This window comes from Sphingobium sp. DC-2 (genome assembly GCF_000722555.1).
GTDB classification, from domain to species: domain Bacteria; phylum Pseudomonadota; class Alphaproteobacteria; order Sphingomonadales; family Sphingomonadaceae; genus Sphingobium; species Sphingobium quisquiliarum.
In genome coordinates, this window is the sequence record NZ_JNAC01000165.1 from 194,635 (window position 1) to 220,560 (window position 25,926).

The window sequence follows — 25,926 nt, forward strand, 5'->3', positions numbered from 1 at the left end:
GAGAGGCGGGGCCGGGCATCATCACCCCCCCTCCTCGCCCGACCAGTTCGAGGGCGCGCGCGCGCATCTGGTGGGTCATGCACCAGTGGAGCAGCGCTTCTTCCCGGCCGTGGGTGATCCAGGTTTCCGATGGCGCGACCTCGCGGATGGTGGCGGTCAGTTCGTCCCAGTCGGCATGGTCGGAGATGACGAGCGGCAGTTCGACATTCTTCTGCCGGGCGCGCTGGCGCACGCGCATCCAGCCTGACGCCATGGCGGTGATCGGATCGGGCAGGCGGCGGCTCCAGCGGTCGTTGAGCGCCGATGGGGGCGAGACGATGATGTGGCCGCGCATCTCCCTGGCGGGGACGCCCGTGGCCGGACGCAGTTCCCCAAGATCGATGCCGAAGTCCCTGTAGAGCGCGCACATGCGTTCCAGCGCGCCGTGGATGTAGATCGGGTCATGGTGGCCCCGCGCACGCACTTCGCAGATAAGGCGCTGCGCCTTGCCCAGCGCATAGGCGCCCACAAGGACGCAGCGGCCGGGATGCGCATGGAGCGCGGCGAGCAGGCGGTCGACCTCGCTGCCGGTTTCGGGATGACGGAAGACGGGAAGGCCGAACGTCGCTTCCGTGACGAAGATGTCGCAGGGGACAGGCTCGAACGGCTTGCAGGTGGGATCCGGGCGGCGCTTGTAATCGCCGGTGACGATCACCCGCTCCCCAGCATGTTCGAGCAGGATCTGCGCGGAGCCCAGCACATGCCCCGCCGGGATGTAGGATATGTCCACGCCGCCCATGCGGACCTGCTCGCCATAGCCCACGGCCGTGCCGCTGGCGGTGCCGTAGCGCAGCGCCATGATGGCAAGGGTTTCTTCCGTCGCCCACACATGGCCATGGCCGCCGCGCGCATGATCGGCATGGCCGTGGGTGACGAGCGCCCTTTCGCAGGGTTGGGACGGATCGATCCAGGCATTGGCGGGGCGGACGTAAATTCCGGTGGGGTGCGGTTCGATCCAATGCGGCATGTCTGGGAGAAGGTGGATGGGCGGGGTTGGTTCCGCAAGGGCTTCACAAAGCCGTAACCTGATCGACATGCGGCCGACATGCCGCTGCCCTAGCGGAAGCGCCACGACCCGGCAGCGAGGAGGCGCGGCATATGGCATCTGTGGCACATCGGAACATCACCCGCGCCGTACACCGGCATCGGCACCTGTCGAAACAGGGGCTGCTGGAGCGGGCCTTCACCTTCGCCTTTCGCGGCCTTGTCTATGCGCAGATCTGGGAGGACCCGGACGTGGACATGGAAGCGCTGGCGATCACGCCCGACAGCCATGTCGTCACCATCGCTTCGGGCGGCTGCAACGTGCTGAGCTACCTGACGGCGGATCCGGCCAGGATCACGGCGGTGGACCTGAATACCGCCCATATCGCGCTCAACCGGTTGAAGCTGGCGGCGGCGGGCGCCTTGCCCGATCATGACGCGTTCCATCGCTTCTTCGCCAGGGCGGATTGCCGGGAGAATGTGAGCGCGTACCGGCAGTTCGTAGCGCCGGTGCTGGACGATGCGACGCGGCGCTATTGGGAAGGGCGCGACTTTACCGGGCGGCGGCGGATCGGCGGCTTTGCGCGCGGCATCTACAAGCATGGCCTGCTGGGGCGCTTCATCGGCGCGGCGCATCTGCTGGCGCGGCTGCATGGCGTCAATCCGCGGCGGATGCTGGACGCGAAATCGCTGGACGAGCAGCGCGCCATATTCGAGGCGGAACTTGCGCCCGTGTTCGACAGCGCCTTCATGCGTTGGCTGACGAGCCAGCCTGCCTCTCTGTTCGGCCTGGGCATTCCGCCCGCGCAATATGAGGCGCTGGCGGGCGACGAACGGATGGACAGCGTGCTGAAGGCGCGGCTGGAAAAGCTGGCGTGCGGTTTCGACCTCAAGGACAATTATTTCGCGGTGCAGGCGTTCGGGCGCGGCTATGCGGGCGGCGAGGGGGCGTTGCCGCCCTATTTACAGGCGGGGAACCATCAGGCGATTGTCGAGCGTGCCGGGCGGGTGGACGTGCGGCATGTGAACTTCATCGACTTCCTCGCCGCGCAGGAGGCGGGATCGGTGGACCGCTATGTGCTGCTGGATGCGCAGGACTGGATGGACGATGCGCAGCTCAACGCGCTTTGGGCGCAGATCACGCGGACGGCGCGACCGGGCGCGCGGGTGCTGTTCCGCACGGCGGGGGAGCCGAGCATCCTGCCCGACCGGGTCGACGACGCCATGCTGTCGCGCTGGGACTATCGGGCGGAGGAGTCGGTGGGTTTCACCGCACGCGACCGTTCGGCCATTTATGGCGGCGTCCACCTCTATGTGCTGAAGGACGCGTGATGAGCGGCGGGCATGGCGGGCTGATGGACAGCGTGTACCGGCATCAGCGGCACATCTACGACCTGTCGCGCAAATATTATCTGCTGGGACGCGATGGGCTGATCGCCGATCTGGCCCCTCCACGCGGCGGGGCCGTGCTGGAGATCGGCTGCGGGACGGGGCGGAACCTGATCGCGGTGGGCAGGGCGTGGCCGGAAGCGCGGCTTTATGGCGTCGATATTTCAGAAGCCATGCTGGAAACGGCGCGCAGGGCGGTGGCGAAGGCGGGCATGGCGGACCGCGTGGTGCTGGCGCGAGGAGATGCCTGCGGTTTCGATGCGGTGACGCTGTTCGGACAGGCCGCGTTCGAGCGGGTGTTCATCAGTTACGCGCTGTCAATGATTCCGAGATGGGAAGGCGCGTTGCGGCATGCGGCGTCCTGCGTCGCGGCGGGCGGCAAGCTGGAGGTGGTGGATTTCGGCCAGCAGGAAGGATTGCCGGCATATTGGAAGCGGGCGCTGTTCGCATGGCTGGCGAAGTTTCACGTTTCGCCGCGTGACGGGATCAGGCAGGTGCTTGAAGGGCTGGCGGCGGAAACGGGAGGCTTTCCGCATAGCCGGACGCTGTATCGCGGCTATGCGGTGAGGGGCGGGTTGATACGGGTTTGAGCGGGTGCAGTCAGTCTGCTCCTGCGCAGGAGCGGGCATTCAACCATTGGTCGTGATGAGCCGGAGAATGGCCGCTCAGGCCGCCTTCTTGAATTCCAGTTCCAGCCGGTCCCAGATTTCCACCAGCGCCTGCACCAGTTCCTCCATCATCTCCACCGTGTGCGCCGGACCCGGCGTGAAGCGCAGGCGTTCCGTGCCACGGGGGACGGTGGGATAGTTGATGGGCTGCACATAGGCGCCATATTCGGCGAGCAATATGTCGCTGATCCGCTTGGCCTTCACGGGATCGCCGACCATCAGCGGAACGATATGCGTGACCGACGGCATGACCGGAAGGCCGGCTTCCGCCATCAGCCGCTTCAAGGTCGCGGCGGCCGCCTGCTGGCCTTCGCGTTCCTCGTTCGATTGCTTGAGGTGCCGGACGCTCGCCAGCACGCCCGCGACCAGCACCGGCGACAAGGAGGTGGTGAAGATGAAGCCCGGCGCATAGCTGCGGATCACGTCGATGATCATCTGGTCAGCCGCGATATAGCCGCCCATGACGCCGAACGCCTTGCCCAGCGTGCCTTCGATGATGGTCAGGCGGTGCGCAACATCGTCCCGCTCCGAAATGCCGCCGCCATGCGCGCCGTACATGCCGACAGCATGGACTTCGTCCAGATAGGTGAGGGCGTTGAACTCGTCAGCCAGATCGCAGATTTCAGCGATCGGCGCGACGTCGCCATCCATGGAATAGACGCTTTCGAAGGCGATCAGCTTGGGCGCGTCGGGATCCTCGGCGGCCAGCAGTTCGCGCAGATGATCGACGTCATTGTGGCGGAAGACGCGTTTTTCGCAGCCCGAATTGCGGATGCCCGCGATCATGCTGGCGTGGTTCAGTTCGTCGGAAAAGACGATGCAGCCCGGCAGCAGCTTGGCGAGGGTGGACAGCGCTGCTTCGTTCGACACATAGCCCGAAGTGAACAGCAGCGCGGCTTCCTTGCCATGCAGACCGGCCAGTTCCGCTTCCAGATCGACATGATAATGGGTGTTGCCGCCGATATTGCGGGTGCCGCCCGATCCCGCGCCGACATCATGCAGCGCCTCTTCCATCGCGGCGACGACCTTGGGATGCTGCCCCATGGCGAGATAGTCGTTGGAGCACCAGACGGTGATGGGCTTGGGACCATTATGGCCGTGAAAGCAGCGGGCGTTGGGAAATGCGCCCTTGTTCCGCAGGATATCGATGAACACGCGGTAGCGGCCCTCGCTATGGAGCCGGTCGATCGCCTGCGCGAAGATATGCTTGTAATTCACGTAACCGCCCTAGTCCCTTAGTGGCCCGCATCCCCTCTTTGGGGGCGTTTACCCGCTGCGCCGCCTCATTACCAGCGATAACCGTTCGCAGCGTTAGGGAGAAATACCTATCACAATGATAGAGGCGGTTGAGAGTGGACCAAAGGTCCTACCCGTCACAATGCCTCCATCTGGGTCAGGCCATAGTCCGCCAGCGCGGGAGCAAGCGCCGCGACGCTGTTGTCGAGGCGCGTGAAGACCGCTTTCCCGGATGGGTTGGAGGCTGGCCAGTCCTGCCCCTGCGTCAGATAGGCGATGCGGCGCGCAATGCCTTCGCCGCCATGGACGAAGGTGAGCGGCCGGGGCGCGGCGGCGGCCAGTTCGGCCTCCACCAGCGGGAAATGGGTGCAGGCGAGGACGACCGTATCCATCCGGTCGCCAGCGGGTTGATCGAGCAGGCCCGCAAGCGCATCCCGCGCGATGCCGGGGTCGAGGGGTTCGCCGCGCAGCTTGGCTTCGGCAAGCTGCACCAGCGCGGCGGAGCCATGGCGCAGGACGGTGCAGTCAGCGCCGAACTCTGCGGTCAGGCGATCGACATAAGGCTGGCGCACGGTCGCATCGGTGCCAAGGACGCCGAACACGCGGCTTTTCGAAAGGAGCGCCGCTGGCTTGATGGCGGGAACGGTGCCGACGACGGGGATGTCGAGCGCGGCGCGAACGGCCGACAGCGCGATGGTCGAGGCGGTGTTGCAGGCAATGACGGCGAGGCGCGGGCGGTAGCGTTCGACAAGGCGGCCGAGCAGCGCGGGGACGCGGGCGGCGATTTCCGCCTCGCTCTTGGTGCCATAGGGGAAACCGGCGCTGTCCGCCGCGTAGACGATGGGCGCGTTCGGCAGCGCGGCGCGGGCCGGGGTGAGGATGGAAAGCCCGCCTACGCCGGAATCGAAGAACAGCAGGGGGGCGGACGGGGCGGCTTTCATTATGCGGCACATCTCGCGGGAGAGGGGTGGGCTGTCAATATCGGGCTTCCCGATCCGCCCTGTGCCGGTGGCGCGGGAGGCGGAGGTTGCGCCAGTTCCCCTCCACCAGCCTATGGCTGCTCCCCTCCCCATGACGAGCATGGGAGGATTTGTTGCGGCTGGACCAGCTTCGCCATTGCCCCTTGCGGCGGCAACGCTATGGTCCGCGCGCAATCATCTTGGCGAGATCATGAATCCTCCCTGGCTCCTTCCCGCATCCGTCCTGCTGATGTCCTATCTTCTGGGATCGATTCCCTTCGGCCTGCTGCTGACGCGGCTCACCGGGGCAGGCGACCTGCGCAAGATCGGCTCGGGCAATATCGGCGCGACCAATGTGCTGCGGACGGGACGGAAGGGGCTGGCGGCGGCGACTTTGCTGCTGGACTTGCTCAAGGGCGTGGCGGCGGTGCTGATCGGCGCGGCGCTGGTGGATGGCGGCGGGCCGATGGCGGGGGCGATGGCCTTTATCGGGCATTGCTACCCGGTATGGCTGCGCTTTGCGGGCGGCAAGGGCGTGGCGACGATGATGGGCGTGGTGACGGCGCTGCATTGGCCTGCCGGGATCGTGTTCGCACTTGTTTGGCTGGGGGCGTTGTTCGGCACGCGATGGTCGTCCGTCGGCGGCATGGCGGCGGGGATCAGCGCGCCGGTCGCTTTGTGGTTCATGGGGCGGATCGACCTGGTGCCGGCGACCTTGGCGCTGACGCTGATCCTGTTGTGGCGGCACCGGGGCAATATCGCGCGGCTCGCCAAGGGGACGGAGCCCAGGATCGGAGCGTCGAAGGGGTGAGCGAGCAGGAGCGGTTCGACCGCCTGCGCCTGATCCGTTCGCCCCGCATCGGCCCGGTCACCTTCCGGCATCTGATGGCGCGCTTCGGCAAGGCGGGCGACGCATTGCGAGCCGTGCCCGAACTTGCGGCGCGCGGCGGCGGCAAGGCGAGCGTGGCGGATGCTGCGGTGGTCGAGAAGGAGATCGCCCGCAGCAAGGCGCTGGGCGCGCGTTATCTGCTGATGGGCGACAAGGACTATCCTTTCCTGCTGGAGCAGATGGACGGTTCGCCGCCAGCGCTGATCGTCCGGGGCGATGTGGGCCTGACGGCAAGGCCGTGCGTGGCGATGGTGGGCGCGCGCAACGCTTCGGCCGCCGCTTGCCGCTTCGCCCGCACGCTGGCGCAGGAATTGGGGCAGCAGGGCGCTGTGGTCGTGTCGGGGCTGGCGCGCGGCATCGACACGGCGGCGCATCAGGGGGCGGTCGCGACCGGGACGATCGCGGTCATCGCCTGCGGCATCGACATCGTCTTTCCGCCGGAAAATGCCGGGTTGCAGGAGCAACTGGCGAGCCAGGGGCTGCTGGTGACGGAGCATCCTCCGGGCACGCAGCCGCTCGCCAGGCATTTCCCCGCGCGCAACCGTATCATTGCCGGGCTCGCCGCCGGAACCGTGGTGGTGGAGGCCGCGCCAAAGTCGGGATCGCTCATCACCGCGCGGCTGGCGGTGGAGGCGGGGCGTGAGGTCATGGCGGTGCCGGGGTCGCCCGCCGATCCCAGGGCGCAGGGCTGCAACCAGTTGATCCGCGAGGGTGCAACGCTGGTGCAGAATGGCGCTGACGTGATCGAGGCGATCGGCGGGCTGGATGGGCGGATGGTGCGGCAGGGGCGGTTGAACTTCGATGCGGAGCCTGTATCGCCGGATGTGGAGGGACGCGACAGGGACCTAGTGTCGGGGCTGCTGGGCCATGCGCCGGTGCCGGTGGACGAGGTGATCCGCCTGTCTGCGCTGAGCCCGGCGATCGTGCAGACGGTATTGCTGGAGCTGGAGCTTGCGGGCCGCCTCGAACGCCATGCGGGCGGAAAGGTGAGCCTGTCGTGACGCTCTTGACGCGGGCCGCCAGCGCCTTCCAGACTCGCGCGTGTACGTGAGAGCACTCAAGAACCGGGGCATGAATGCAGCTTGTCATCGTTGAATCGCCAGCCAAGGCGAAGACCATCGAGAAATATCTGGGCGGGGATTTCCACGTCCTCGCCAGCTATGGCCATATCCGCGACCTGCCGCCCAAGGACGGGTCGGTGGACCCCGACAATGGCTTTGCCATGCAGTGGGAAAATTATGGCGACAAGGGCAAGCAGCTCAAGGCCATTGCCGACGAGGCCAAGAAGGCCGACCGCCTGATCCTTGCCACTGACCCTGACCGCGAAGGGGAGGCGATCAGCTGGCATGTGCAGGAAGTGCTGCGCGCGAAGAAGGCGCTGCCGCAGAAGGTGGACCGCGTCACCTTCAACGCGATCACCAAGCAGGCGGTGACCGAGGCGATGGCGCAGCCGCGTGCCTTGGATGAGGACCTGATCGACGCCTACCGGGCGCGGCGGGCGCTCGACTATCTGGTGGGCTTTACGCTTTCGCCGGTGCTGTGGCGCAAGCTGCCGGGGGCCAAGTCGGCCGGGCGCGTGCAATCAGTCGCGCTGCGGCTGGTGGTCGATCGTGAGCGCGAGATCGAGAGCTTCGTCGCTCAGGAATATTGGTCCGTCGCGGCGGAGATGGAGCAGGGCGGGCAGGGCTTCACCGCGCGGCTGGTGCGCTGGCGCGGGGAAAAGATCGACCGGCTGACCATCGGCAAGGAAGGCGACGCCATGGCCGCGAAGGCGGACGTGGAGGCTGGGCGCTTCACCGTCGAGAAGGTCGAAACCAAGCCGGTTTCGCGCAATCCTCCGCCGCCGTTCACAACGTCGACCTTGCAGCAGGAGGCGGCGCGCAAGCTGGGCTTCTCCGCCAGCCACACGATGCGGATCGCGCAGCAGCTTTATGAAGACGGCGCGATCACCTACATGCGTACCGATGGCGTGCAGATGGACGGCAGCGCCATTTCCGCCGCGCGCAAGGCTATCGCGGAGCGCTATGACGGCGGATACCTGCCGGAAAAGCCGCGCCAATATCAGACCAAGGCCAAGAATGCGCAGGAAGCGCACGAGGCGATTCGCCCGACCGAGTTCGGGCGCGACAAGGTGGGGAGCGGCGATCATGCGCGGCTCTACGACCTGATTTTCAAGCGGGCGCTGGCGAGCCAGATGGCTTCCGCGCGGCTGGAGCGGACGACGATCGATCTGGTCGACGGCACCGGCCAGCACGGCCTGCGCGCGACCGGTCAGGTGGTGATCTTTCCCGGCTTCCTCGCGCTCTACGAAGAGGGCCGCGACGACGTTAATGTGAACGACCCCGGCAAACATGCCGGGTCTGGGGAGGATGACGACAGCAAACTGCTGCCGCGCATGGCGGAGGGCGACGCCCCGGCCAAGAAGAAGGTGACGGCAGAGCAGCATTTCACCCAGCCGCCGCCGCGCTATTCCGAAGCATCGCTGGTCAAGAAGCTGGAGGAACTGGGGATCGGGCGTCCTTCCACCTATGCCTCCACGCTCCAGGTGCTGAAGGACCGCGACTATGTGCGGATCGAGAAGAACCGCTTCTTCGCCGAGGAGAGCGGGCGGCTGGTGACGGCGTTCCTTGAGCGCTTCTTCGAACGCTATGTCTCTTACGATTTCACAGCGGGGCTGGAGGACGAGCTGGACGATATTTCCGGCGGCCGGGCGCAATGGCAGGCGGTGCTGGAGGCCTTCTGGCGTGACTTCAAGCCCAAGACAGCAGAAGTCATGGAACAGAAGCCATCCGACATCACGGCGGAACTGGACAAGTTCCTTGAACCGATGCTGTTCCCGCCCAAGGCGGACGGCAGCAATCCGCGCGCCTGCCCGATGTGCGGCGACGGACAATTGTCGCTGCGCGGCGGGCGGTTCGGGGCCTTCATCGCCTGCTCAAACTATCCCGAATGCAAATATACGCGCAAGTTCGGCCAGCCGGGCGGCAGCGACGGCGGGGAAGACAAGGGGCCGGAGGTGCTGGGGCAGCATCCCGAAACCGGGCAGGACATCGTACGGAAATCCGGCCGTTTCGGTCCCTATATCGAAATGGGCGAGGGCAAGGAGGCCAAGCGCGGCTCCATCCCCAAGGACCTGCCCGATGGCGAATTGACGCTGGATTGGGCGGTGAAGCTGCTCAGCCTGCCGCGCGAAGTGGGGCTGCACCCGGAAACCGGCAAGCCGATCGTGGCGAATATCGGGCGTTTCGGGCCTTATCTGCTGCATGACGGCAAATATGGGCGGCTGTCCTCCACCGCGGAGATTTTCGAAGTCGGGATGAACAGCGCCGTCGCGAAGCTGGCGGATGCGGCGAACAAGGGCGGGCGCGGCGGAGCATCGCGCGAGCCGCTCAAGCTGCTGGGCAAGCATCCGCGTACCGAGGCGGAGATCAAGCTGATGGCTGGGCGCTATGGTCCTTATGTGACCGATGGCACCACCAACGCGACCTTGCCCAAAACGATTGAGCAGGATGCCTTGACGCTGGAGGAAGCGGCGCAACTGATCGATGCGCGGGCTGCTGCGGCACCTGCGAAGAAGGGGAAGAAGGCTGCCCCGAAAAAGGCGGCGGCGAAGAAGCCTGCTGCGAAGAAGGCGCCTGCCAAGAAGAAGGCTGCGGCTGAGTAACTAACATATTCCGTTCGCTTCGAGCGAAGTCGAGAAGCGCATAGGACGCACTTGCTGTTTCTCGACTACGCTCGAAACGAACGGAGATTGAACTGCGGTGAGTCTTATTCCACCCAATCCAGCCCGATATCGCGGTAGATGAAGCGGTCATCCTCCCAATCTTCCTTTACCTTGACGTGGAGGTAAAGGTGGACCTTGACGCCCAGCAGGCTGGCGAGTTCAGCGCGCGCCTTTGATCCGATTTCCTTGAGCCGCTGGCCGCCCTTGCCCAGCACGATGGCGCGCTGGCTGGAGCGTCCGACGAGGATCTGTTGGTGGATTTCCACCGAGCCGTCCTCGCGCTCGCTATATTTCTCGGTGTCCACGGCTGCGGCATAGGGTAGTTCGGCATGAAGCTGATGGTAGAGCTGCTCGCGCGTGATTTCGGCTGCCAGCATACGGTCGGTGGCGTCGGAAACCTGATCCTCCGGGAAGTGCCAGGGGCCTTCCGGCATGGCATTGGCGAAGGCGGTCTTGAGTTCGGCAAGGCCATCACCTGTTGCCGCGCTGATGAAGAAGGTTTCCTCAAAACCCAGCGCGTCATTCAGCTTATGCGTGTGGACGAGCAGCTTGTCCTTGGCGGCGATGTCGACCTTGTTGAGGATCAGCCATTTGCGTTCGGGCCGCGATGAAAGCGCTTCGATTATCGGTTCGATCTTGGGGCCCAGACCCGCCTTGCCATCCACGATGAGCGCGATCAGGTCAGCCCCCTGCGCGCCGCCCCATGCGGCCTGCACCATGGCGCGATCAAGGCGGCGCTTGGGCTGGAAGATGCCGGGGGTATCGACCAGCACGATCTGCGCGTCCCCTTCGATCGCCACGCCCATCACCCGCGTGCGGGTGGTCTGCGCCTTGGGACTGGTGATGGCGACCTTCTGGCCGACAAGGGCGTTCACCAGCGTGGACTTGCCCGCGTTGGGCGCGCCAACAATGGCGACGACGCCGCAGCGTTGAGATTCAGTATCAACCGTCAATCACTATCTCCGTTCGCCCTGAGCTTGTCGAAGGGCTTCACTGTTCCTTGTTCGAGCGGGCTAAGCTGGAGATCAGCTTCCAATCCTCGCGGATCAAAGCCAGCTTTTTCGCCCGCCTCCAGCCTTTGCTTTGGCGCTCTGCTTCAAGCGCCTCCATACGCGCCCCGAACTGCTGCGACCAGACCAGTTTTATCGGGCGGCGGTTTTGCGTGTGTCCGGGAATTGCGCCAGCTTCATGCTGTGCGATGCGGGTTTGGAGATCGTCCGCGAGGGGAGGGGTGGGGAATGGCAGCGAGGCGCCGTCTAGCCCGTCAGCTTGTCCAGCAGCGCCTTTGCCGCTGCCGTCTCCGCTTCCTGCTTCGACCCGCCTGTCGCGCTCGCCTCGCCTGCGCCCTTGATCGATACCGTTACTGTAAAGCGCAACGCATGGTGCGGGCCCGACCGGTCGGTCATGGCATATTCGGGCGGCTTACGGCGGTTGGCGGCGGCCCATTCCTGGAGCGCGGACTTCGGGTGCTTGGGCGCGCTTTCCTGCGTGTCGACGCGGTCGGCCCACAGGCGGCGGACGAGGGCGCGCGCTTCATCCAGCCCCGCCTCCAGATAAAGCGCGCCGATCAGCGCCTCCATGACGTCGCCCAGCACATTGTCGCTGTCCGCCGCGCCATCGTCGCGCGCCTGCTTGCCCAGGATGAGATGGGCGGGGACGCCAGCGGCGCGCGCCACCTCTGCGCATGTCTCACCCGACACAAGCGCGTTGAAGCGGCGGGACAGCTTGCCTTCGGGCTCGCCCGCGAAACGTTCATAGAGCCATTCGGCCATGATCAGGCCAAGGATGCGGTCGCCCAGAAACTCCAGCCGCTCATAATTGACCGCGTTGGCGCTGCCATGAGTCAGCGCCTGCTGGAAAGGCGCGGCGTCCCTGGGCGCTCGCCCGATCAGCCCGGCGAGCCAGCCTGCCGTGCCGGGCTTGCTCAAAAACCTTCCCCGATGCGGTTCCAGCGGGCGGCGGTGAACCATGTCCAGGGGAGCAGCCAGTTGGCGCTGCCATCGGTTGAGAAGACGGAGATCATCGCCTTGCCCACCAGATTTTCCTGCGGGACAAGGCCGATGCCGCCGCCTTCCACCGCCGGGAAACGGCTGTCGGCGCTGCGATCCCGATTGTCGCCCATCATGAAGAGATGGCCTTCGGGCACCAGCACCGTGTCGCGATCGTCGGCCGCGCCATCGGGCACCAGATCGAGCACATTGTAGCTGCGCCCGCCCGGCAGAGTCTCGCGATATTGGGGATAGCGGCACTGGCGGCCACCGCCCGGCGCATTCTCTTCGAACTTGGGCCGGAAACAGGGCGAGGGGCTGCCTTCCTTGTCTGCGGCCTGGAGCATGTTGGGTGACACCGGGATGACGAGGTCCGCGACCCGCTGCTTGGGAATGGCCTGGCCGTTCAGATAGACGGTTCCCCCGCGCACCGAGATCATGTCGCCCGGCAGGCCGATGACGCGCTTGATATAGTCATTCTTCTGATTTGGCGGCGCCTTGAACACCACCACATCGCCCCGCTGAGGCGTCGACGCGAAGATGCGGCCGGGGATCAGCGGCAGGTTGAAGGGCAGCGAGTAGCGCGAATAGCCATAGGGCCATTTGGCGACGAGCAGATAGTCCCCGATCAGCAGGCGCGGCTGCATCGATTCAGATGGTATGTTGAACGGTGAGACGATGAAGCTGCGCAGGATGAAGACGAACACCGCCAGCTTTGCGAGAAACCAGAGGAAGTCCCGCGTTTCGGATTTTGCGCTCATGCCAGCTCGTCTAGTCCTTCGATTTGCCCTGAAAACAGGCCGCTGCGGCTTTTGCTGTGTTGGAAACCCGCCGTCAAGCGCATGGGGCGGTGCATTGGCCGTGCCGCTTGGCTAAGAGAGGCGAGAATCGACAGTGCAGCGTCGGTATCGATCAACGGAAAAGAGGATACGCCCTTCCATGTCCAGCCCTGCACTGAAGGCCATTGCAGCCCTTGCGCGGCCTGAATTGAAATCCGTCTTCACGGCGGATCCGAACCGGCTGAGCAAGTTCACGATGACGCAGGGGCCTCTCCGTTTCGACTGGTCGAAAACGCATCTGACCGGCGATATTCTGGACGGGTTCCTCAAGCTGGCCGGTGACATGGACTTCGCCAAGTGGCGCGACGCCCTTTTCGCGGGCGAGCCGATCAACAACAGCGAAGGCCGGGCGGCCGAACATCCCGCCGAACGGGGCGAGGGCAATGCGCAAAGCGTGTCCCGCGCCAAGATGCTGCACGCCCGCATGCGCGCGCTGATCGACGCGATCGAGGGGGAAGCGCTGGGCCCGATCCGGCACATATTGCACATCGGCATCGGCGGGTCGGCGCTTGGTCCCGACCTGATCATCGATGCGCTGGGCGGCGACGGCGCGCGTTATGACGTGGCGATCGTGTCCAATGTCGACGGCACGGCGCTGGAGCGGGCGATTTCCCGCTTCGATCCCGAAGCGACGCTGATCGCCGTTGCCTCCAAGACCTTCACCACCACCGAAACCATGTTGAACGCAGCGAGCGCGATCAACTGGCTGGTGGAGGCGGGGGTGGACGATCCCTATGGCAAGGTGATCGCGCTGACCGCCAATCCTGAAAAGGCCATCGAATGGGGGATCGACGAAACCCGCATATTGCCTTTTTCCGAAACGGTGGGCGGGCGTTATTCGCTCTGGTCCTCCATCGGCTTTCCCGCGGCGCTGGCGCTGGGCTGGGATGCGTTTGAAAGCCTGCTGGAGGGCGCGGCGGCGATGGACCGGCATTTCCGCCTGTCCGCCCCGGCGCAGAACGCGCCGCTGATCGCCGCCTTTGTGGATCAATATTATACGCGCGTCATGGGATGCCAGACCCGCGCCCTGTTCGCCTATGACGAGCGGTTGAGGCTGCTGCCTTCTTATCTCCAGCAGCTGGAGATGGAGAGCAATGGCAAGAGCGTGACGCGCGATGGCCAGCCGGTGGATGGCCCTACCGCGCCCATCACCTGGGGCGGGGTTGGCACGGACGCGCAGCATGCGGTGTTCCAATTGCTGCACCAGGGCACGATCCTTACGCCCGTCGAGTTCGTCGCTTCGATCGAGCCCGGCCATGCGCTGGACCCGGCGCATCACCGCGCGCTGCTGGTCAACTGCTTCGCGCAGGGCGCGGCGCTGATGCGGGGGAAGGACAATGCGGACGACCCGGCGCGCGCCTATCCGGGCAACCGGCCTTCGACCACCATCCTGCTGGACGATGTCACGCCCGACGCCTTGGGCGCTTTGATCGCCTTTTACGAGCATCGGACCTTTGCCAACGCCGTGCTGATGGGGATCAATCCGTTCGACCAGTTCGGCGTCGAGCTGGGCAAGGAGATCGCCAAGTCGATCGAGGCGGAAGGCGCGAAAGGGTTTGATCCTTCCACCATGGCGCTGATCGACCTGGCGCTGGGGGCGTAAGCCGCGAGGCAGACCCCTTCCTTTCAAGGGAGGGCCAGGAAGATTGTAACTCGGCCCGTCTCCCGCCATATCCCGCCACATCCACAGGGAGACCAGCATGAGCGACTATGACTTCGACCTTTTCGTCATCGGCGCGGGTTCGGGGGGCGTTCGCGCTTCGCGGGTGGCGGCGGCGCATGGGGCGAAGGTCGCCGTGGCGGAGGAATATCGCGTCGGCGGAACCTGCGTCATTCGCGGATGCGTGCCCAAGAAGCTGCTGATCTACGGCGCGCATTTCGCCGAGGATCTGAAGGATGCGCGGCGTTTCGGCTGGAACGTGCCGGACTGCGGTTTCGAATGGAAGGTGCTGCGCGACAATGTGCTGGCGGAGGTGGACCGGCTGGAAGGACTCTACAAGAACACATTGTCGAGCCATAAGGCCGAACTGATCCCGGAGCGCGCCACGATCACGGGGCCTCATTCGGTCAAGCTGGCGAGTGGGCGGGAGGTGAGCGCCAAATATATTCTGGTTGCGACCGGCGCGTGGCCTGCGATCCCGCAGATCGAGGGCGCGGAACATGGCATCACGTCCAACGAAGTCTTTCATCTGGAGGATGCGCCGGGACGGATCGTCATCGTCGGCGGCGGCTATATCGCCAATGAATTTGCGGGGATTTTCCATCAGCTTGGCAGCCATGTGACGATCGTCAACCGGTCATCCGCCCTGCTGCGAGGATATGACGAGCAGATCCGCGACCGGCTGCTGCAAATCTCCACCATCAAGGGCATCCAGTTCCGGTTCAATGCGGAGATGGAGCGGATCGAGAAGAATGCCGACGGAACGCTGTGCATGCATTTCAGCAATGGCGATCCGATCCCCTGCGACACGGTCCTGTTCGCGACCGGGCGGCAGCCGCATGTCCATGGGCTGGGCCTGGAAAGCGCGGGCGTGGAACTGGACGAGAAGGGCGCGATCAAGGTCGATGATTACAGCCGCACCAGTTGCGAGAGTATCTATGCGGTCGGCGACGTCACCAACCGGCTGCAACTGACCCCCGTCGCCATTCGCGAAGGCCATGCCTTTGCGGACACCGTGTTCGGCGACAATCCGCGCACCGTCGATTATAACTGCGTGCCATCGGCCGTGTTCAGCCATCCGCCGCTGGCCGGAGTGGGGCTGACCGAAGCGCAGGCGAAGAACAAGCTGGGCACGGTCAAGGTCTATACGTCCGACTTCCGCCCGATGAAGAATGTGCTGGCGGGCCGGGACGAGCGGGCGCTGTACAAGATGGTGGTGGATGCGACGACGAACCGCGTCGTCGGGCTGCACATGATCGGGCCGGATGCGCCGGAAATCCTGCAAGCGGCGGCCGTCGCGGTGAAGGCGGGCCTCACCAAGGAGCAGTTTGACGACACCGTGGCGCTGCACCCCAGCATGGCGGAAGAATTAGTGCTGCTGAAATAATCGCCGCCCCCCTTAAAGAGGAGGATCTGGCGGTTATCGCTCCCTTACGAAGGTCACCACCAGCGCGTCGCGCCAGGCGGGAAGGCCGGGCTTCACCGCATGGATTTCGGTGACGCCGTGCAGGATGCGGCGGTCGTCGATCAGCACCGCGTCGCCCGGCCGGGCCAGCGTGAATTCGCCCAGCGGCGTGCCATCAGGCGCGCCGATCCGGGTCACGCCTTCGCGGACATTGCGGCGCTCGATCAGCATCACGAACACCCAGTCCACGCCGTCCCGGTGCAGCCCTTCCGGCGTCGGACGGCCGATTTCGCCATCGCCAGTCTCGATGCGGAACTGATGCATTTCGACATGCCAGCCATCGGGGACCGCTTCGCCGAAACTCGCCGCGCAAAAGGCGAAGACCGCCTGCATGACGGGATTGTCGATAACGGCCTGATGCACCGGATCGAACCAGCGCTGCACATCGCCATTCAGGGGATTATAGTCGCGGCTCTGAAAGTGCGGCTGATGCGGCTTGCGGGTGAAGCGGCCCTGCGCGCAATGGAAGGCGGCATGCCGCCTGCGCCGGTAGCGGCCTCCATCCGCCATATAAAGGTCCGGGCCAAGATCATCCCAGCTTAGCGCGAAGGCGCGCCACGCCTGTTCCCTGGCGTCCAGCATCGCCAGCATCTCACGCCCCGCGACGCGCGCGAAACCATGCCGGGTGAGATCGGTCCGAAGATCGGGGACGGTAAGGGTGGCGTTATCCATGGGTCCCCTCTTAGGCCGCCGGGTAAACGAGCGACAGGGCCAGTTTCCGCAAGCTGGGTGGCTGCGCAGGCCGCTGCTTCAACCGATCCAGTAGGGGACGATCTGCCGGTTGTCGGGATCGACGCGGATCGGACGGTCCGCCGGAGGGAAGGCGCGCTGATCGCAACCCTGGCGCGAGCAGAGGCGGCAGGTGATGCCGATGGGCGTCGCCGCGCCCTCCATCTCCAGTTGAAGGCCATCGGCATAGACGAAGTTCGCCGCATGCGCGATTTCGCAGCCCAATACCACGGCGTAGCGGCGCGGCGTGCGCGAATAGCTGCCCGACGGCTTCACCAGCCCCTTCGCCATGGAAACATAGCGGACGCCGTCGGGGGTTTCACCCAGTTGCACGTTGATGCGGTCGGGAATGGCGACCGCTTCATGCACGTTCCAGAGCGGGCATGCGCCGCCGAAGCGGGCGAATTGCAGGCGGGTGGCGCTGTGCCGCTTCGTGATATTGCCAGCCATGTCGACGCGGCAGAAGAAGAAGGGAATGCCGCGCAGGCCGGGCCGCTGGAGCGTCGAAAGCCGATGGCATGCCTGTTCGAAGCTCACACCGAAACGGCGGGCCAGCCGGTCGATATCGTGGCGAACTTCCCGCGCCGCCGCGCGGAATTGCGCATAGGGCATCAGCAGCGCGCCCGCGGCATAATTGCCAAGGCCGATGGCGAGCAGCCGGTCCGCGCCCTCGACGGGCAGGGCGGCACGGTTCACCACATCGGCGATCACTGCCTGCCCCTCCAGCATCATAAGCTGGTGCGACAGCATGAACTTGCGGCTTTCGGTGGGCAGCGCCGCATTCACGAACAGCCGCCGGTCCGCCGAGGAATAAGCGCGCAGGGCGGAATCGGGCGTGTCCGCGATCAGCGTTTCGATGCCATGACGCCGCGCCAGCGCTTCGACCAGCATGCCTTCGTCCAACACCTGCCCGGCGGTGAAGCTGGACGCCATGTCCTCCGCCAGGCAATCGAGCGCGTGGACATAATTGCCCGCCTCATGAAACCAGTCCCGCGCCGCTTCCCAGGGGAGGCGGGCCTGCACCTCATGATCGTTGGCGATCGCTTCCTCGATCATGTTGATCCGCTCATTGGCGCGCATATGAGCGTTGTAGAGATCGATGTAGCGGGCGGCGAATTCCGGGAATTGCAAGTGCAGCTTTTCGATCCGTTCCGGCTCCATCAAAGGACCGGGCAGTTCGGGGTGGGCAAGCGCATAGGTAAAGGCGCCGAGAAGCTGCTCCTCCTCCCGGCTGTCGAAGCTTGCCCAGTCGGTGGGAAAGGCGCTGGCGACGGCGGCCTTCACCTTGGCGGTCAGGGGGCGATCGTCGTTTTCAAGCTGGCTGAGATAGGACACGGAAATGCCCAGCGCCTGCGCCATGGTGGCCTGATCCATCCGGTGGTCCAGACGGAGCTGGCGCAGCCGCGGTCCTGCGAAAATGCGATTGCCTCGTGCCATGTCTCGCCCATAATTTGCGAAATGGTGATTTGCAAATTGGCAAATTTGCATTTGCGAAAATTGTAAAAAGCGGGAAGGGGCAGATATAGCCGTCCGCCGTCACCGGAGAGATATTCTAATATGTCGAAGCTCGCCATCATCGAACAGCTGGAAGCCAAGAGGGACGCCGCGCGCCTGGGCGGCGGCCAGCGCCGCATCGACGCGCAGCATGCCAAGGGCAAGCTGACCGCGCGGGAGCGCCTGGAAGTGCTGCTGGACGAAGACAGCTTCGAAGAACTGGATATGTATGTCGAGCATAATTGCATCGACTTCGGCATGGACGAGCAGCATATCCCCGGCGACGGCGTCGTCACCGGATCGGGCACGATCAACGGCCGCCTTGTTTATGTCTTCAGTCAGGATTTCACGGTCTATGGCGGTGCTGTGTCGGAACGGCACGCCATGAAGATCTGCAAGATCATGGACATGGCGCTGAAGGTCGGCGCGCCGGTCATCGGCCTCAACGATTCCGGCGGCGCGCGCATTCAGGAAGGCGTGGCTTCGCTCGCGGGCTATGCCGAAATCTTCCAGCGCAACGTGCTGGCGTCGGGCGTGGTGCCGCAGATCAGCGTCATCATGGGGCCCTGCGCGGGCGGCGCGGTCTATTCGCCTGCCATGACCGACTTCATCTTCATGGTGAAGGATTCGAGCTTCATGTTCGTGACCGGCCCGGACGTGGTGAAGACCGTTACGAACGAGGTCGTGACCCAGGAGGAACTGGGCGGCGCGGTGACGCACACGACCAAGTCGGGCGTCGCGGACGTGGCGTTCGAAAATGATATCGAAGCGCTGCTGTCGGTCCGTGATTTCGTGGACTTCCTGCCCGCCTCCAACAAGGAGCCTGTGCCGGAGCGTCCCAGCGCCGATCCTTGGGACCGTATCGAGGAAAGCCTGGATACGCTGATCCCCGCCAATGCGAACCAGCCCTATGATATGCATGAGCTGATCCGCAAGGTCGTGGATGAAGGCGACTTTTTCGAGGTGCAGCCCGCCCATGCCGCCAACATCATCTGCGGTTTCGGCCGGATCGAAGGCAAGACGGTGGGCATCATCGCCAACCAGCCGATGGTGCTGGCGGGCGTGCTCGACATCAACTCGTCGAAGAAGGCGGGCCGCTTCGTGCGCTTCTGCGATGCGTTCGAAATCCCGATCGTGACCTTCGTCGACGTGCCGGGATTCCTGCCGGGCACCGCTCAGGAACATTCGGGCATCATCAAGCATGGCGCGAAGCTGCTGTTCGCCTATGCCGAAGCGACCGTGCCGAAGATCACCGTCATCACGCGCAAGGCCTATGGCGGCGCCTATGACGTCATGTCGTCAAAGCATCTGCGCGGCGACCTCAACTATGCCTGGCCCACCGCCGAAATCGCGGTGATGGGCGCGAAGGGCGCGGTGGAGATCATCTTCCGCGGCAAAACGCCGGAAGAGATCGCGGAGAAGACCAAGGAATATGAGGACCGCTTCGCCAACCCGTTCGTGGCGGCGAGCAAGGGCTTCATCGACGAGGTGATCCAGCCGCACTCGACCCGCAAGCGGATCGCCCTTGGCCTGCGCAAGCTGCGCAACAAGGCGCTGGAGAATCCGTGGAAGAAGCACGACAATATTCCGCTGTGATAGTCCGCCTCCCGCAAGCGGGAGGGGTTAGGGCAGGGCAGGTTCCTGCCAAGGGGTGACAGAAGATGAAACTCGGCCGCTTGAACCATATCGGCGTGGCGACGCCCTCTCTGGAGGCATCGCTGGCTTATTATCGCGATGTGATGGGCGCGACGCTGACGCACGAACCCTTCGACCTGCCCGCGCAGGGGGTGAAGGTCTGCTTCGTGGATACGCCGGGTGAGAATGGCGCCCAGGGCACGCAGATCGAACTGATCGAGCCGCTGGGTGAGAACAGCCCGATCCACGGCTTCATCGCCAAGAACCCGGCGGGCGGGCAGCATCATATGTGCTATGAAGTGCCCGACATTCACGAGGCCAAGGCCTGGTTCGAAGGGCTGGGCAAGAAAGTGCTGGGCGAACCGCGCATCGGGGCGCACGGGACGCTGATCTTCTTCGTCCACCCCAAGGACATGAACGGGGTGCTGACCGAGATCATGGAAACGCCGAAAGAAGGGGCGCATTGAACCAATATCCGTTCGTGTCGAGCGAAGTCGAGACACGGACAGGGCGCACATAACGTCTCTCGACTTCGATCGAGACGAACGGAGAATGGAAGTGACCGACAAGCCGACGCTGGACCAGTGGGCCGCCGCCGCCGCCAAGGAGGTGAAGGGCAAGGACCTGAACTGGGAAACCCCGGAAGGGATCACCGTCAAGCCGCTCTATACGGCGCAGGACGTGACCGTCGACCCCGGCCTGCCCGGCTTCGCACCCTTCACGCGCGGCGTGCGCGCATCCATGTATGCGGGCCGTCCGTGGACCATCCGCCAATATGCGGGCTTTTCCACCGCCGAGGAATCCAACGCTTTCTACCGCCGCAACCTGGCCGCAGGTCAGAAGGGCCTCAGCGTCGCCTTCGACCTTGCCACGCATCGCGGCTATGACAGCGACCATCCGCGCGTCGTGGGCGACGTCGGCAAGGCGGGCGTCGCGATCGACACGATCGAGGACATGAAGATCCTGTTCGACGGCATTCCGCTCGACCAGATGTCGGTTTCCATGACGATGAACGGCGCGGTGATCCCGATCCTCGCCTTCTTCATCGTCGCGGGCGAGGAGCAGGGGGTTGAGCGCAAGCTGCTGGACGGAACCATTCAGAACGACATTCTGAAGGAATTCATGGTCCGCAACACCTATATTTACCCGCCCGAACCGAGCATGCGGATCATCTCGGACATTTTCGGCTATACCAGCCGCGAGATGCCCAAGTTCAACAGCATCTCCATTTCCGGCTACCATATGCAGGAAGCCGGCGCGACGCAGGTGCAGGAACTGGCCTTCACCATCGCCGATGGCATTGAATATGTAAAATATGGCGTGGCGTCGGGCCTCGACATCGACAAGTTCGCCGGGCGCCTCAGCTTCTTCTTCGCGATCGGCATGAACTTCTTCATGGAGGTGGCCAAGCTGCGTGCCGCGCGCGTGTTGTGGCACCGCGCCATGACGAAGCTGGGCGCGCAGGATGAGCGCAGCAAGATGCTGCGCACGCACTGCCAGACGTCAGGCGTGTCGCTGACGGAGCAGGACCCCTATAACAACGTCATCCGCACCACGATCGAGGCGATGGCGGCGATGCTGGGCGGCACCCAGTCGCTGCACACCAATGCGCTTGACGAAGCGATCGCGCTCCCGACCGACTTTTCCGCCCGGATCGCGCGCAACACGCAGATCGTGATCCAGGAAGAGACGGGCATGACCAAGGTCGTCGATCCCCTTGGCGGCAGCTATTATGTCGAAGCGCTGACCCAGCAACTGGTCGACGCCGCGCAGGAAATCATCGACCGCGTCGAGAGCGAAGGCGGCATGGCCAAGGCCGTGGCGGCAGGCTGGCCCAAGGCGATGATCGAGGAAGCGGCGGCGGCGCGGCAGGCGCGGGTCGACCGTGGCGAGGATGTCATTGTCGGCGTCAACAAATACCGCCTTGCCAATGAAGACCTGCTCGAAACGCTGGAGGTCGACAACAGCAAGGTTCGCGAGGCGCAGATCGCGCGCATCAACAAGGTGAAGGCGGAGCGCGACGAAGCCAGGTGCCAGGCGGCGTTGCAGGCGCTGCGCGACGGTGCGGCCCGGCCTTCCAGCATCGAGAATAATCTTCTCGCCCTGGCGGTGGAATGCGCCCGCGCCCGCGCTACGCTGGGTGAGATTTCCTCCGCGATGGAGGACAGCTTTGACCGGTATGGCACGGTGCCGACGCCGGTGAAGGGCGTCTATTCCAAACCTTATGCGCAGGACAGCCGCTGGAAACAGGTTCTTGACGGTGTGCAGGCCGTCGAGCGGCGCCTCGGCCGCAAGCCGAAACTGCTCATCGCCAAGATGGGACAGGACGGCCACGACCGGGGCGCCAACGTGATCGCCTCCGCCTTCGGAGACATGGGCTTTGACGTGGTGTCGGGTCCGCTGTTCCAGACGCCGGAGGAAACGGTTGTGCTGGCGCTCGACAGCGGCGTGGACGTGGTGGGCGCATCGTCGCTGGCGGCCGGTCACAAGACGCTGATCCCCGAACTCATCAGGCAGCTTCGGGAAAAGGGCCGCAACGACATCAAGGTGATCGCGGGCGGCGTCATCCCGCCGCAGGATTACGACTTCCTCCGTGACGCGGGCGTGCAGGGCATTTATGGACCAGGCTCCAATGTCGTGGAATGCGCGGCCGACGTGCTGCGCCTCCTCGGCCACAACATGCCCCCGGCGGGGCTGGAGGAAGCCGCTTGAATAGTCTCACTACCCAAGCCTCGTTCGTTTCGAGCGTAGTCGAGAAACGACATATGGGCGCTTTCCGCTTCTCGACTTCGGCCGAAGCAAACGGAGGTGGAAAATGACCGCTACAGCTCCCCGCACCGACTGGACCCGCGACGAGATTGCCGCGCTGTTCGACCTGCCCTTCAACGACCTGATGTTTGAAGCGCAGTCGATCCACCGCGCGAACTTTCCGCGCAATGAGGTTCAGCTTTCCACCCTGCTGTCGATCAAGACCGGCGGATGCCCGGAAGATTGCGGCTATTGCAGCCAGTCGACCGAGGCGGAAAGCGGGCTCAAGGCCACCAAGCTGATGGACGTGCAGGCCGTGCTGCAAGCGGCGGCGCAGGCGAAGGATCATGGTTCGGGCCGTTTTTGCATGGGCGCTGCGTGGCGCAATCCCAAGGAACGGGACATGCCCAAGCTCATCGAAATGGTGAAGGGCGTGCGCCAGATGGGCATGGAAACCTGCATGACGCTGGGCATGCTGTCGGCCGATCAGGCGAAGCAACTCGCCGACGCGGGGCTCGATTATTATAATCATAATATTGACACCTCGCCGGAAAATTACGCCAACGTCATCACCACGCGGACCTTCGAGGATCGGATCGAGACGCTGGAAAATGTGCGTACGGCAGGGATCAATGTGTGCTGCGGCGGGATCGTCGGCATGGGCGAGACGCGGTCTGACCGCATCGGGTTCCTCCATGCGCTCGGCACCATGCCGCATCCCGAAAGCGTGCCGATCAACGCGTTGGTGCCGGTGGCCGGAACCGTGTTGGGCGACATGCTGAAGGACACGCCGCTCGCCAAGATCGACGAGGTGGAGTTCGTCCGCACGGTCGCGGTGGCACGGATCGTGATGCCGCAGTCGATGGTACGGCTTTCCGCCGGGCGTGAAAGCATGAGCGAAGCCTGTCAGGCGCTCTGCTTCATGGCGGGGGCGAACAGCATCTTCACTGGCGACAAGCTGCTGACGGCGGCCAATGCTGGCGATGACAAGGACAGCGCGCTGCTTTCGAAGCTCGGGCTGACGCCGATGATGGCGCAGCCGCATGGGCATTTGGAGGCTGCTGAATAGTTTCTCCTCTTTCGTCATGCTGAACTTGTTTCAGCATCCATCGCGCCTCCGCAGCCTTCGGTTGAGGGGGGAAATGGACCCTGAAACAAGTTCAGGGTGACGTTGAGGGATGGTGATGGGTTAGCCCGACTGGGCGACAAAATAGGACTGGGCAAGGACAGATAATGGCAATCACCAAGATCCTGATCGCAAACCGTGGCGAAATTGCGTGCCGTGTCATCCGCACCGCGCGGAAGATGGGCATCAAGACCGTGGCGGTCTATTCGGACGCGGACGCGCGCAGCCCTCATGTCCTGATGGCGGACGAAGCCGTGCACCTTGGCCCGCCGCCTGCCGCGCAGTCCTATCTGCTGGCCGACAAGATTATCGAGGCCTGCAAGGCGACCGGCGCCGATGCGGTGCACCCGGGCTATGGCTTCCTGTCGGAGCGTGAGAGTTTCCGCAAGGCGCTGGACGAGGCAGGGATCATCTTCGTCGGCCCTCCCGCCAACGCCATCGCCGCCATGGGCGACAAGATCGAGTCGAAAAAGCTCGCCAAGGCAGCGGGCGTCAATGTCGTCCCCGGCTTTGTCGGTGTGATCGAGGACACCGAACATGCCGTCCGCATCTCTAACGAGATCGGTTATCCGGTGATGATGAAGGCGTCGGCGGGCGGCGGCGGCAAGGGCATGCGCCTTGCTTATTCCGAGCAGGACGTCCGGGAGGGCTTTGAGGCGACGAAGCGTGAAGGCCTCGCCAGCTTCGGCGATGACCGCGTGTTCATCGAGAAGTTCATCGAAAGCCCGCGCCACATCGAAATCCAGATATTGGGCGATCAGCACGGCAATATCGTTTACCTGAACGAGCGCGAATGTTCGATCCAGCGCCGCCACCAGAAGGTGGTCGAGGAAGCGCCTTCGCCCTTTGTCAGCCCCGAAATGCGCAAGAAGATGGGCGAGCAGTGCGTCGCCCTGGCGCGCGCGGCCGGCTATTTCAGCGCGGGCACGGTCGAACTGATCGTGTCGGGCGCGGACAAGACGGGCGACGGCTTCTACTTCCTGGAAATGAACACCCGTTTGCAGGTCGAGCATCCGGTGACGGAAGAGATCACCGGCCTTGATCTGGTCGAGCAGATGATCCGCGTCGCCAATGGCGAGGAACTGTCCTTCCGTCAGGAGGATGTGAAGATCAACGGCTGGTCGATCGAGAACCGCGTCTATGCCGAAGATCCCTATCGCGGCTTCCTGCCTTCCACGGGCCGCCTGATCCGCTACAATCCGCCCGAAGCGGTCGATGGCGTGCGCGTCGATGACGGCGTGGTCGAAGGCGGCGAAGTGTCGATGTTCTACGACCCGATGATCGCCAAGCTGATCACCTGGGCTCCCACCCGCCTGGAAGCGATCGACAAGCAGATCGCGGCGCTCGACCGGTTCGAGATCGAAGGGCCGGGGCACAATATCGACTTCGTTTCCGCGCTGATGCAGCATGAGCGTTTCCGTTCCGGCAACATCACCACCGGCTTCATCGCGGAGGAATATCCCGAAGGCTTCACCGGCGCGCCCGCATCCGAAACGTTGCTGAAGCGGCTGTCGGCCATCGGTGCCTTCGCCGCCATGGCACAGGCGGACCGCGCGCGCCGTATCGATGGTCAGCTTGGCAAGAAGCTGCGCGCACCGACCGGCTGGCAGGTGAAGATCGGCGACGCGGTGCATGATGTCGTCATCAATGGCGATGACGTCACTGTTGATGGCGAAGCGGTTGACATGGCGCTGGAATATACCCCCGGCGATCGCCTGATCGAAGCGGAGTTTGGCGAGGAGCAACTGGCGGTCAGGATCGCGCCGGTGCGGGCCGGGTTCGTGCTGACGGCTCATGGCGCCAGCCACAAGCTGCGTATCCTGCCCGCTCATGCGGCGCCGCTTGCCAAACATATGATCGAAAAGATCCCGCCGGATCTTTCGCGCTTCCTGATTTGCCCTATGCCCGGCCTGCTCGTCGCGCTCAATGTCAAGGAAGGCGACAAGGTCGAGGTTGGTCAGCCGCTGGCGGTGATCGAGGCGATGAAGATGGAAAATATCCTGCGCGCGCAAAAGGCGGGTGTGGTGAAAAGCGTGTCGGCGGCACAGGGCGAGAGCCTGCCGGTGGACGCGATCATTCTGGAACTGGAATAGGGCGGACTAGCCGCGCTGCCTTGGCGGCGCGGACCGTTCCATATGAGCGGGCGCAATAAGTCCGTTGCCGGTGCGACAATCCCGGAGGCGAGGTAGTGGCGCTCGGCTTATCCCGGCGGGGTTTCCTGTGCTTCGCCTCCGCTCAGCAGAACCCTTCGACTTCGATCAGTGCGAGTCTAGCGGCAACACTCATCCATAACCTGTCGCCGGCATCGTCCGGCACTTATTGCCGCCGGTTCCTTTTTCTCTAAAAGCAATCGC

General features: G+C 64.3%; 20 protein-coding genes and 1 pseudogene. 12 read left to right on the top strand and 9 right to left on the bottom strand.

Annotated features, from left to right (window positions below; all coding sequences use genetic code 11):
- Nucleotides 1-34 precede the first annotated feature (34 nt).
- Nucleotides 35-1,006: pseudogene (locus ET21_RS0124950) on the bottom strand (ligase-associated DNA damage response exonuclease); the annotation flags it as partial.
- A 131-nt stretch (nt 1,007-1,137) separates the two neighbouring features.
- Between ET21_RS0124950 and ET21_RS0124955 the strand changes: the two are divergent.
- Both ET21_RS0124955 and ET21_RS0124960 read left to right on the top strand, forming a co-directional pair.
- A complete protein-coding gene (locus ET21_RS0124955) occupies nt 1,138-2,355 on the top strand; it encodes a DUF3419 family protein (protein ID WP_030541801.1) in 1,218 nt (405 codons plus the stop codon).
- Nucleotides 2,355-3,002, top strand: coding sequence for a class I SAM-dependent methyltransferase (locus ET21_RS0124960; protein WP_030541802.1), 648 nt, complete (start codon nt 2,355-2,357; stop codon nt 3,000-3,002). The genes ET21_RS0124955 and ET21_RS0124960 overlap by 1 nt, the downstream gene beginning before the upstream one ends.
- 75 nt (nt 3,003-3,077) lie before the next feature.
- Here ET21_RS0124960 and hemA read toward each other — a convergent pair whose 3' ends face one another.
- Together hemA and murI are read right to left on the bottom strand one after the other, a co-directional pair.
- Nucleotides 3,078-4,298, bottom strand: a complete 1,221-nt coding sequence (hemA, locus tag ET21_RS0124965; RefSeq protein ID WP_030541803.1) for a 5-aminolevulinate synthase — start codon at nt 4,296-4,298, stop codon at nt 3,078-3,080.
- A 155-nt stretch (nt 4,299-4,453) separates the two neighbouring features.
- The gene (gene murI, locus ET21_RS0124970; protein ID WP_030541804.1) at nt 4,454-5,257 is read right to left on the bottom strand and encodes a glutamate racemase; all 804 of its coding nucleotides are present in this window, start codon (nt 5,255-5,257) and stop codon (nt 4,454-4,456) included.
- A gap of 229 nt (nt 5,258-5,486) precedes the next feature.
- Between murI and plsY the strand changes: the two genes are divergently transcribed.
- The 3 genes from plsY to topA all read left to right on the top strand — a co-directional run bounded on the left by plsY (nt 5,487) and on the right by topA (nt 9,828).
- A complete protein-coding gene (plsY, locus tag ET21_RS0124975; protein ID WP_030541805.1) occupies nt 5,487-6,086 on the top strand; it encodes a glycerol-3-phosphate 1-O-acyltransferase PlsY in 600 nt (199 codons plus the stop codon).
- Nucleotides 6,083-7,165 carry a DNA-processing protein DprA gene (gene dprA, locus ET21_RS0124980; protein ID WP_030541806.1) on the top strand — a complete coding sequence of 361 codons (1,083 nt, stop codon included), beginning with the start codon at nt 6,083-6,085 and terminating at the stop codon, nt 7,163-7,165. The genes plsY and dprA overlap by 4 nt, the downstream gene beginning before the upstream one ends.
- Before the next feature lie 74 nt (nt 7,166-7,239).
- Entirely contained in the window at nt 7,240-9,828 is a 2,589-nt protein-coding gene (gene topA, locus ET21_RS0124985; RefSeq protein WP_021236566.1) for a type I DNA topoisomerase, read from the top strand.
- Nucleotides 9,829-9,932: 104 nt separating this feature from the next.
- Here the strand turns inward: topA and era are convergent, their stop codons facing one another.
- Genes era through lepB form a run of 4 tightly spaced genes read right to left on the bottom strand, consistent with a single transcriptional unit; the run spans nt 9,933 to nt 12,637 of the window.
- Complete coding sequence (gene era, locus ET21_RS0124990; RefSeq protein ID WP_030541807.1) at nt 9,933-10,841, bottom strand: GTPase Era; 909 nt, start codon at nt 10,839-10,841, stop codon at nt 9,933-9,935.
- A 37-nt stretch (nt 10,842-10,878) separates the two neighbouring features.
- Complete coding sequence (locus ET21_RS28870; RefSeq protein ID WP_337587972.1) at nt 10,879-11,244, bottom strand: GIY-YIG nuclease family protein; 366 nt, start codon at nt 11,242-11,244, stop codon at nt 10,879-10,881.
- On the bottom strand, nt 11,145-11,858 hold the full coding sequence (gene rnc, locus ET21_RS0124995; protein WP_051209595.1) for a ribonuclease III: 714 nt from the start codon (nt 11,856-11,858) through the stop codon (nt 11,145-11,147). Before rnc ends, ET21_RS28870 begins: the two co-directional genes overlap by 100 nt.
- A complete protein-coding gene (gene lepB, locus ET21_RS0125000; protein ID WP_030541808.1) occupies nt 11,813-12,637 on the bottom strand; it encodes a signal peptidase I in 825 nt (274 codons plus the stop codon). Before lepB ends, rnc begins: the two co-directional genes overlap by 46 nt.
- Before the next feature lie 178 nt (nt 12,638-12,815).
- On the opposite strand from lepB, the gene pgi reads away from it, so the two are divergent.
- Together pgi and gor are read left to right on the top strand one after the other, a co-directional pair.
- The gene (pgi, locus tag ET21_RS0125005; RefSeq protein ID WP_030541809.1) at nt 12,816-14,318 is read left to right on the top strand and encodes a glucose-6-phosphate isomerase; all 1,503 of its coding nucleotides are present in this window, start codon (nt 12,816-12,818) and stop codon (nt 14,316-14,318) included.
- A 97-nt stretch (nt 14,319-14,415) separates the two neighbouring features.
- Nucleotides 14,416-15,762: a glutathione-disulfide reductase gene (gor, locus tag ET21_RS0125010; RefSeq protein ID WP_030541810.1), complete on the top strand. Its 1,347-nt coding sequence runs from the start codon at nt 14,416-14,418 to the stop codon at nt 15,760-15,762.
- A gap of 33 nt (nt 15,763-15,795) precedes the next feature.
- Here gor and ET21_RS0125015 read toward each other — a convergent pair whose 3' ends face one another.
- Both ET21_RS0125015 and ET21_RS0125020 read right to left on the bottom strand, forming a co-directional pair.
- Nucleotides 15,796-16,512 carry a 2OG-Fe dioxygenase family protein gene (locus ET21_RS0125015; RefSeq protein WP_030541811.1) on the bottom strand — a complete coding sequence of 239 codons (717 nt, stop codon included), beginning with the start codon at nt 16,510-16,512 and terminating at the stop codon, nt 15,796-15,798.
- Nucleotides 16,513-16,590: 78 nt separating this feature from the next.
- Nucleotides 16,591-18,006, bottom strand: a complete 1,416-nt coding sequence (locus ET21_RS0125020; RefSeq protein ID WP_030541812.1) for a short-chain fatty acyl-CoA regulator family protein — start codon at nt 18,004-18,006, stop codon at nt 16,591-16,593.
- 120 nt (nt 18,007-18,126) lie between these two features.
- On the opposite strand from ET21_RS0125020, the gene ET21_RS0125025 reads away from it, so the two are divergent.
- The 5 genes from ET21_RS0125025 to ET21_RS0125045 all read left to right on the top strand — a co-directional run bounded on the left by ET21_RS0125025 (nt 18,127) and on the right by ET21_RS0125045 (nt 25,665).
- On the top strand, nt 18,127-19,659 hold the full coding sequence (locus ET21_RS0125025; protein ID WP_030541813.1) for an acyl-CoA carboxylase subunit beta: 1,533 nt from the start codon (nt 18,127-18,129) through the stop codon (nt 19,657-19,659).
- 65 nt (nt 19,660-19,724) lie between these two features.
- Nucleotides 19,725-20,165, top strand: a complete 441-nt coding sequence (gene mce / locus ET21_RS0125030) for a methylmalonyl-CoA epimerase (RefSeq protein WP_030541814.1) — start codon at nt 19,725-19,727, stop codon at nt 20,163-20,165.
- A 91-nt stretch (nt 20,166-20,256) separates the two neighbouring features.
- Nucleotides 20,257-22,410 carry a methylmalonyl-CoA mutase gene (scpA, locus tag ET21_RS0125035; protein ID WP_030541815.1) on the top strand — a complete coding sequence of 718 codons (2,154 nt, stop codon included), beginning with the start codon at nt 20,257-20,259 and terminating at the stop codon, nt 22,408-22,410.
- A 103-nt stretch (nt 22,411-22,513) separates the two neighbouring features.
- Complete coding sequence (bioB, locus tag ET21_RS0125040) at nt 22,514-23,515, top strand: biotin synthase BioB (RefSeq protein ID WP_030541816.1); 1,002 nt, start codon at nt 22,514-22,516, stop codon at nt 23,513-23,515.
- 164 nt (nt 23,516-23,679) lie between these two features.
- Nucleotides 23,680-25,665 (top strand): acetyl/propionyl/methylcrotonyl-CoA carboxylase subunit alpha, encoded by a 1,986-nt coding sequence (locus ET21_RS0125045; protein ID WP_030541817.1) that lies wholly within the window; start codon nt 23,680-23,682, stop codon nt 25,663-25,665.
- Nucleotides 25,666-25,926 lie beyond the last annotated feature (261 nt).

Bases quoted from the DNA above. Each gene is read 5' to 3' on its own strand.
- pgi (WP_030541809.1), top strand. From the start codon at position 12,816: ATGTCCAGCCCTGCACTGAAGGCCATTGCAGCCCTTGCGCGGCCTGAA.
- ET21_RS0125020 (WP_030541812.1), bottom strand. From the start codon at position 18,006: ATGGCACGAGGCAATCGCATTTTCGCAGGACCGCGGCTGCGCCAGCTC.
- topA (WP_021236566.1), top strand. From the start codon at position 7,240: ATGCAGCTTGTCATCGTTGAATCGCCAGCCAAGGCGAAGACCATCGAG.
- lepB (WP_030541808.1), bottom strand. From the start codon at position 12,637: ATGAGCGCAAAATCCGAAACGCGGGACTTCCTCTGGTTTCTCGCAAAG.
- ET21_RS0125045 (WP_030541817.1), top strand. From the start codon at position 23,680: ATGGCAATCACCAAGATCCTGATCGCAAACCGTGGCGAAATTGCGTGC.
- murI (WP_030541804.1), bottom strand. From the start codon at position 5,257: ATGAAAGCCGCCCCGTCCGCCCCCCTGCTGTTCTTCGATTCCGGCGTA.
- plsY (WP_030541805.1), top strand. From the start codon at position 5,487: ATGAATCCTCCCTGGCTCCTTCCCGCATCCGTCCTGCTGATGTCCTAT.
- gor (WP_030541810.1), top strand. From the start codon at position 14,416: ATGAGCGACTATGACTTCGACCTTTTCGTCATCGGCGCGGGTTCGGGG.
- bioB (WP_030541816.1), top strand. From the start codon at position 22,514: ATGACCGCTACAGCTCCCCGCACCGACTGGACCCGCGACGAGATTGCC.
- mce (WP_030541814.1), top strand. From the start codon at position 19,725: ATGAAACTCGGCCGCTTGAACCATATCGGCGTGGCGACGCCCTCTCTG.
- ET21_RS0124955 (WP_030541801.1), top strand. From the start codon at position 1,138: ATGGCATCTGTGGCACATCGGAACATCACCCGCGCCGTACACCGGCAT.
- ET21_RS0124960 (WP_030541802.1), top strand. From the start codon at position 2,355: ATGAGCGGCGGGCATGGCGGGCTGATGGACAGCGTGTACCGGCATCAG.
- rnc (WP_051209595.1), bottom strand. From the start codon at position 11,858: ATGGTTCACCGCCGCCCGCTGGAACCGCATCGGGGAAGGTTTTTGAGC.
- ET21_RS0125015 (WP_030541811.1), bottom strand. From the start codon at position 16,512: ATGGATAACGCCACCCTTACCGTCCCCGATCTTCGGACCGATCTCACC.
- ET21_RS0125025 (WP_030541813.1), top strand. From the start codon at position 18,127: ATGTCGAAGCTCGCCATCATCGAACAGCTGGAAGCCAAGAGGGACGCC.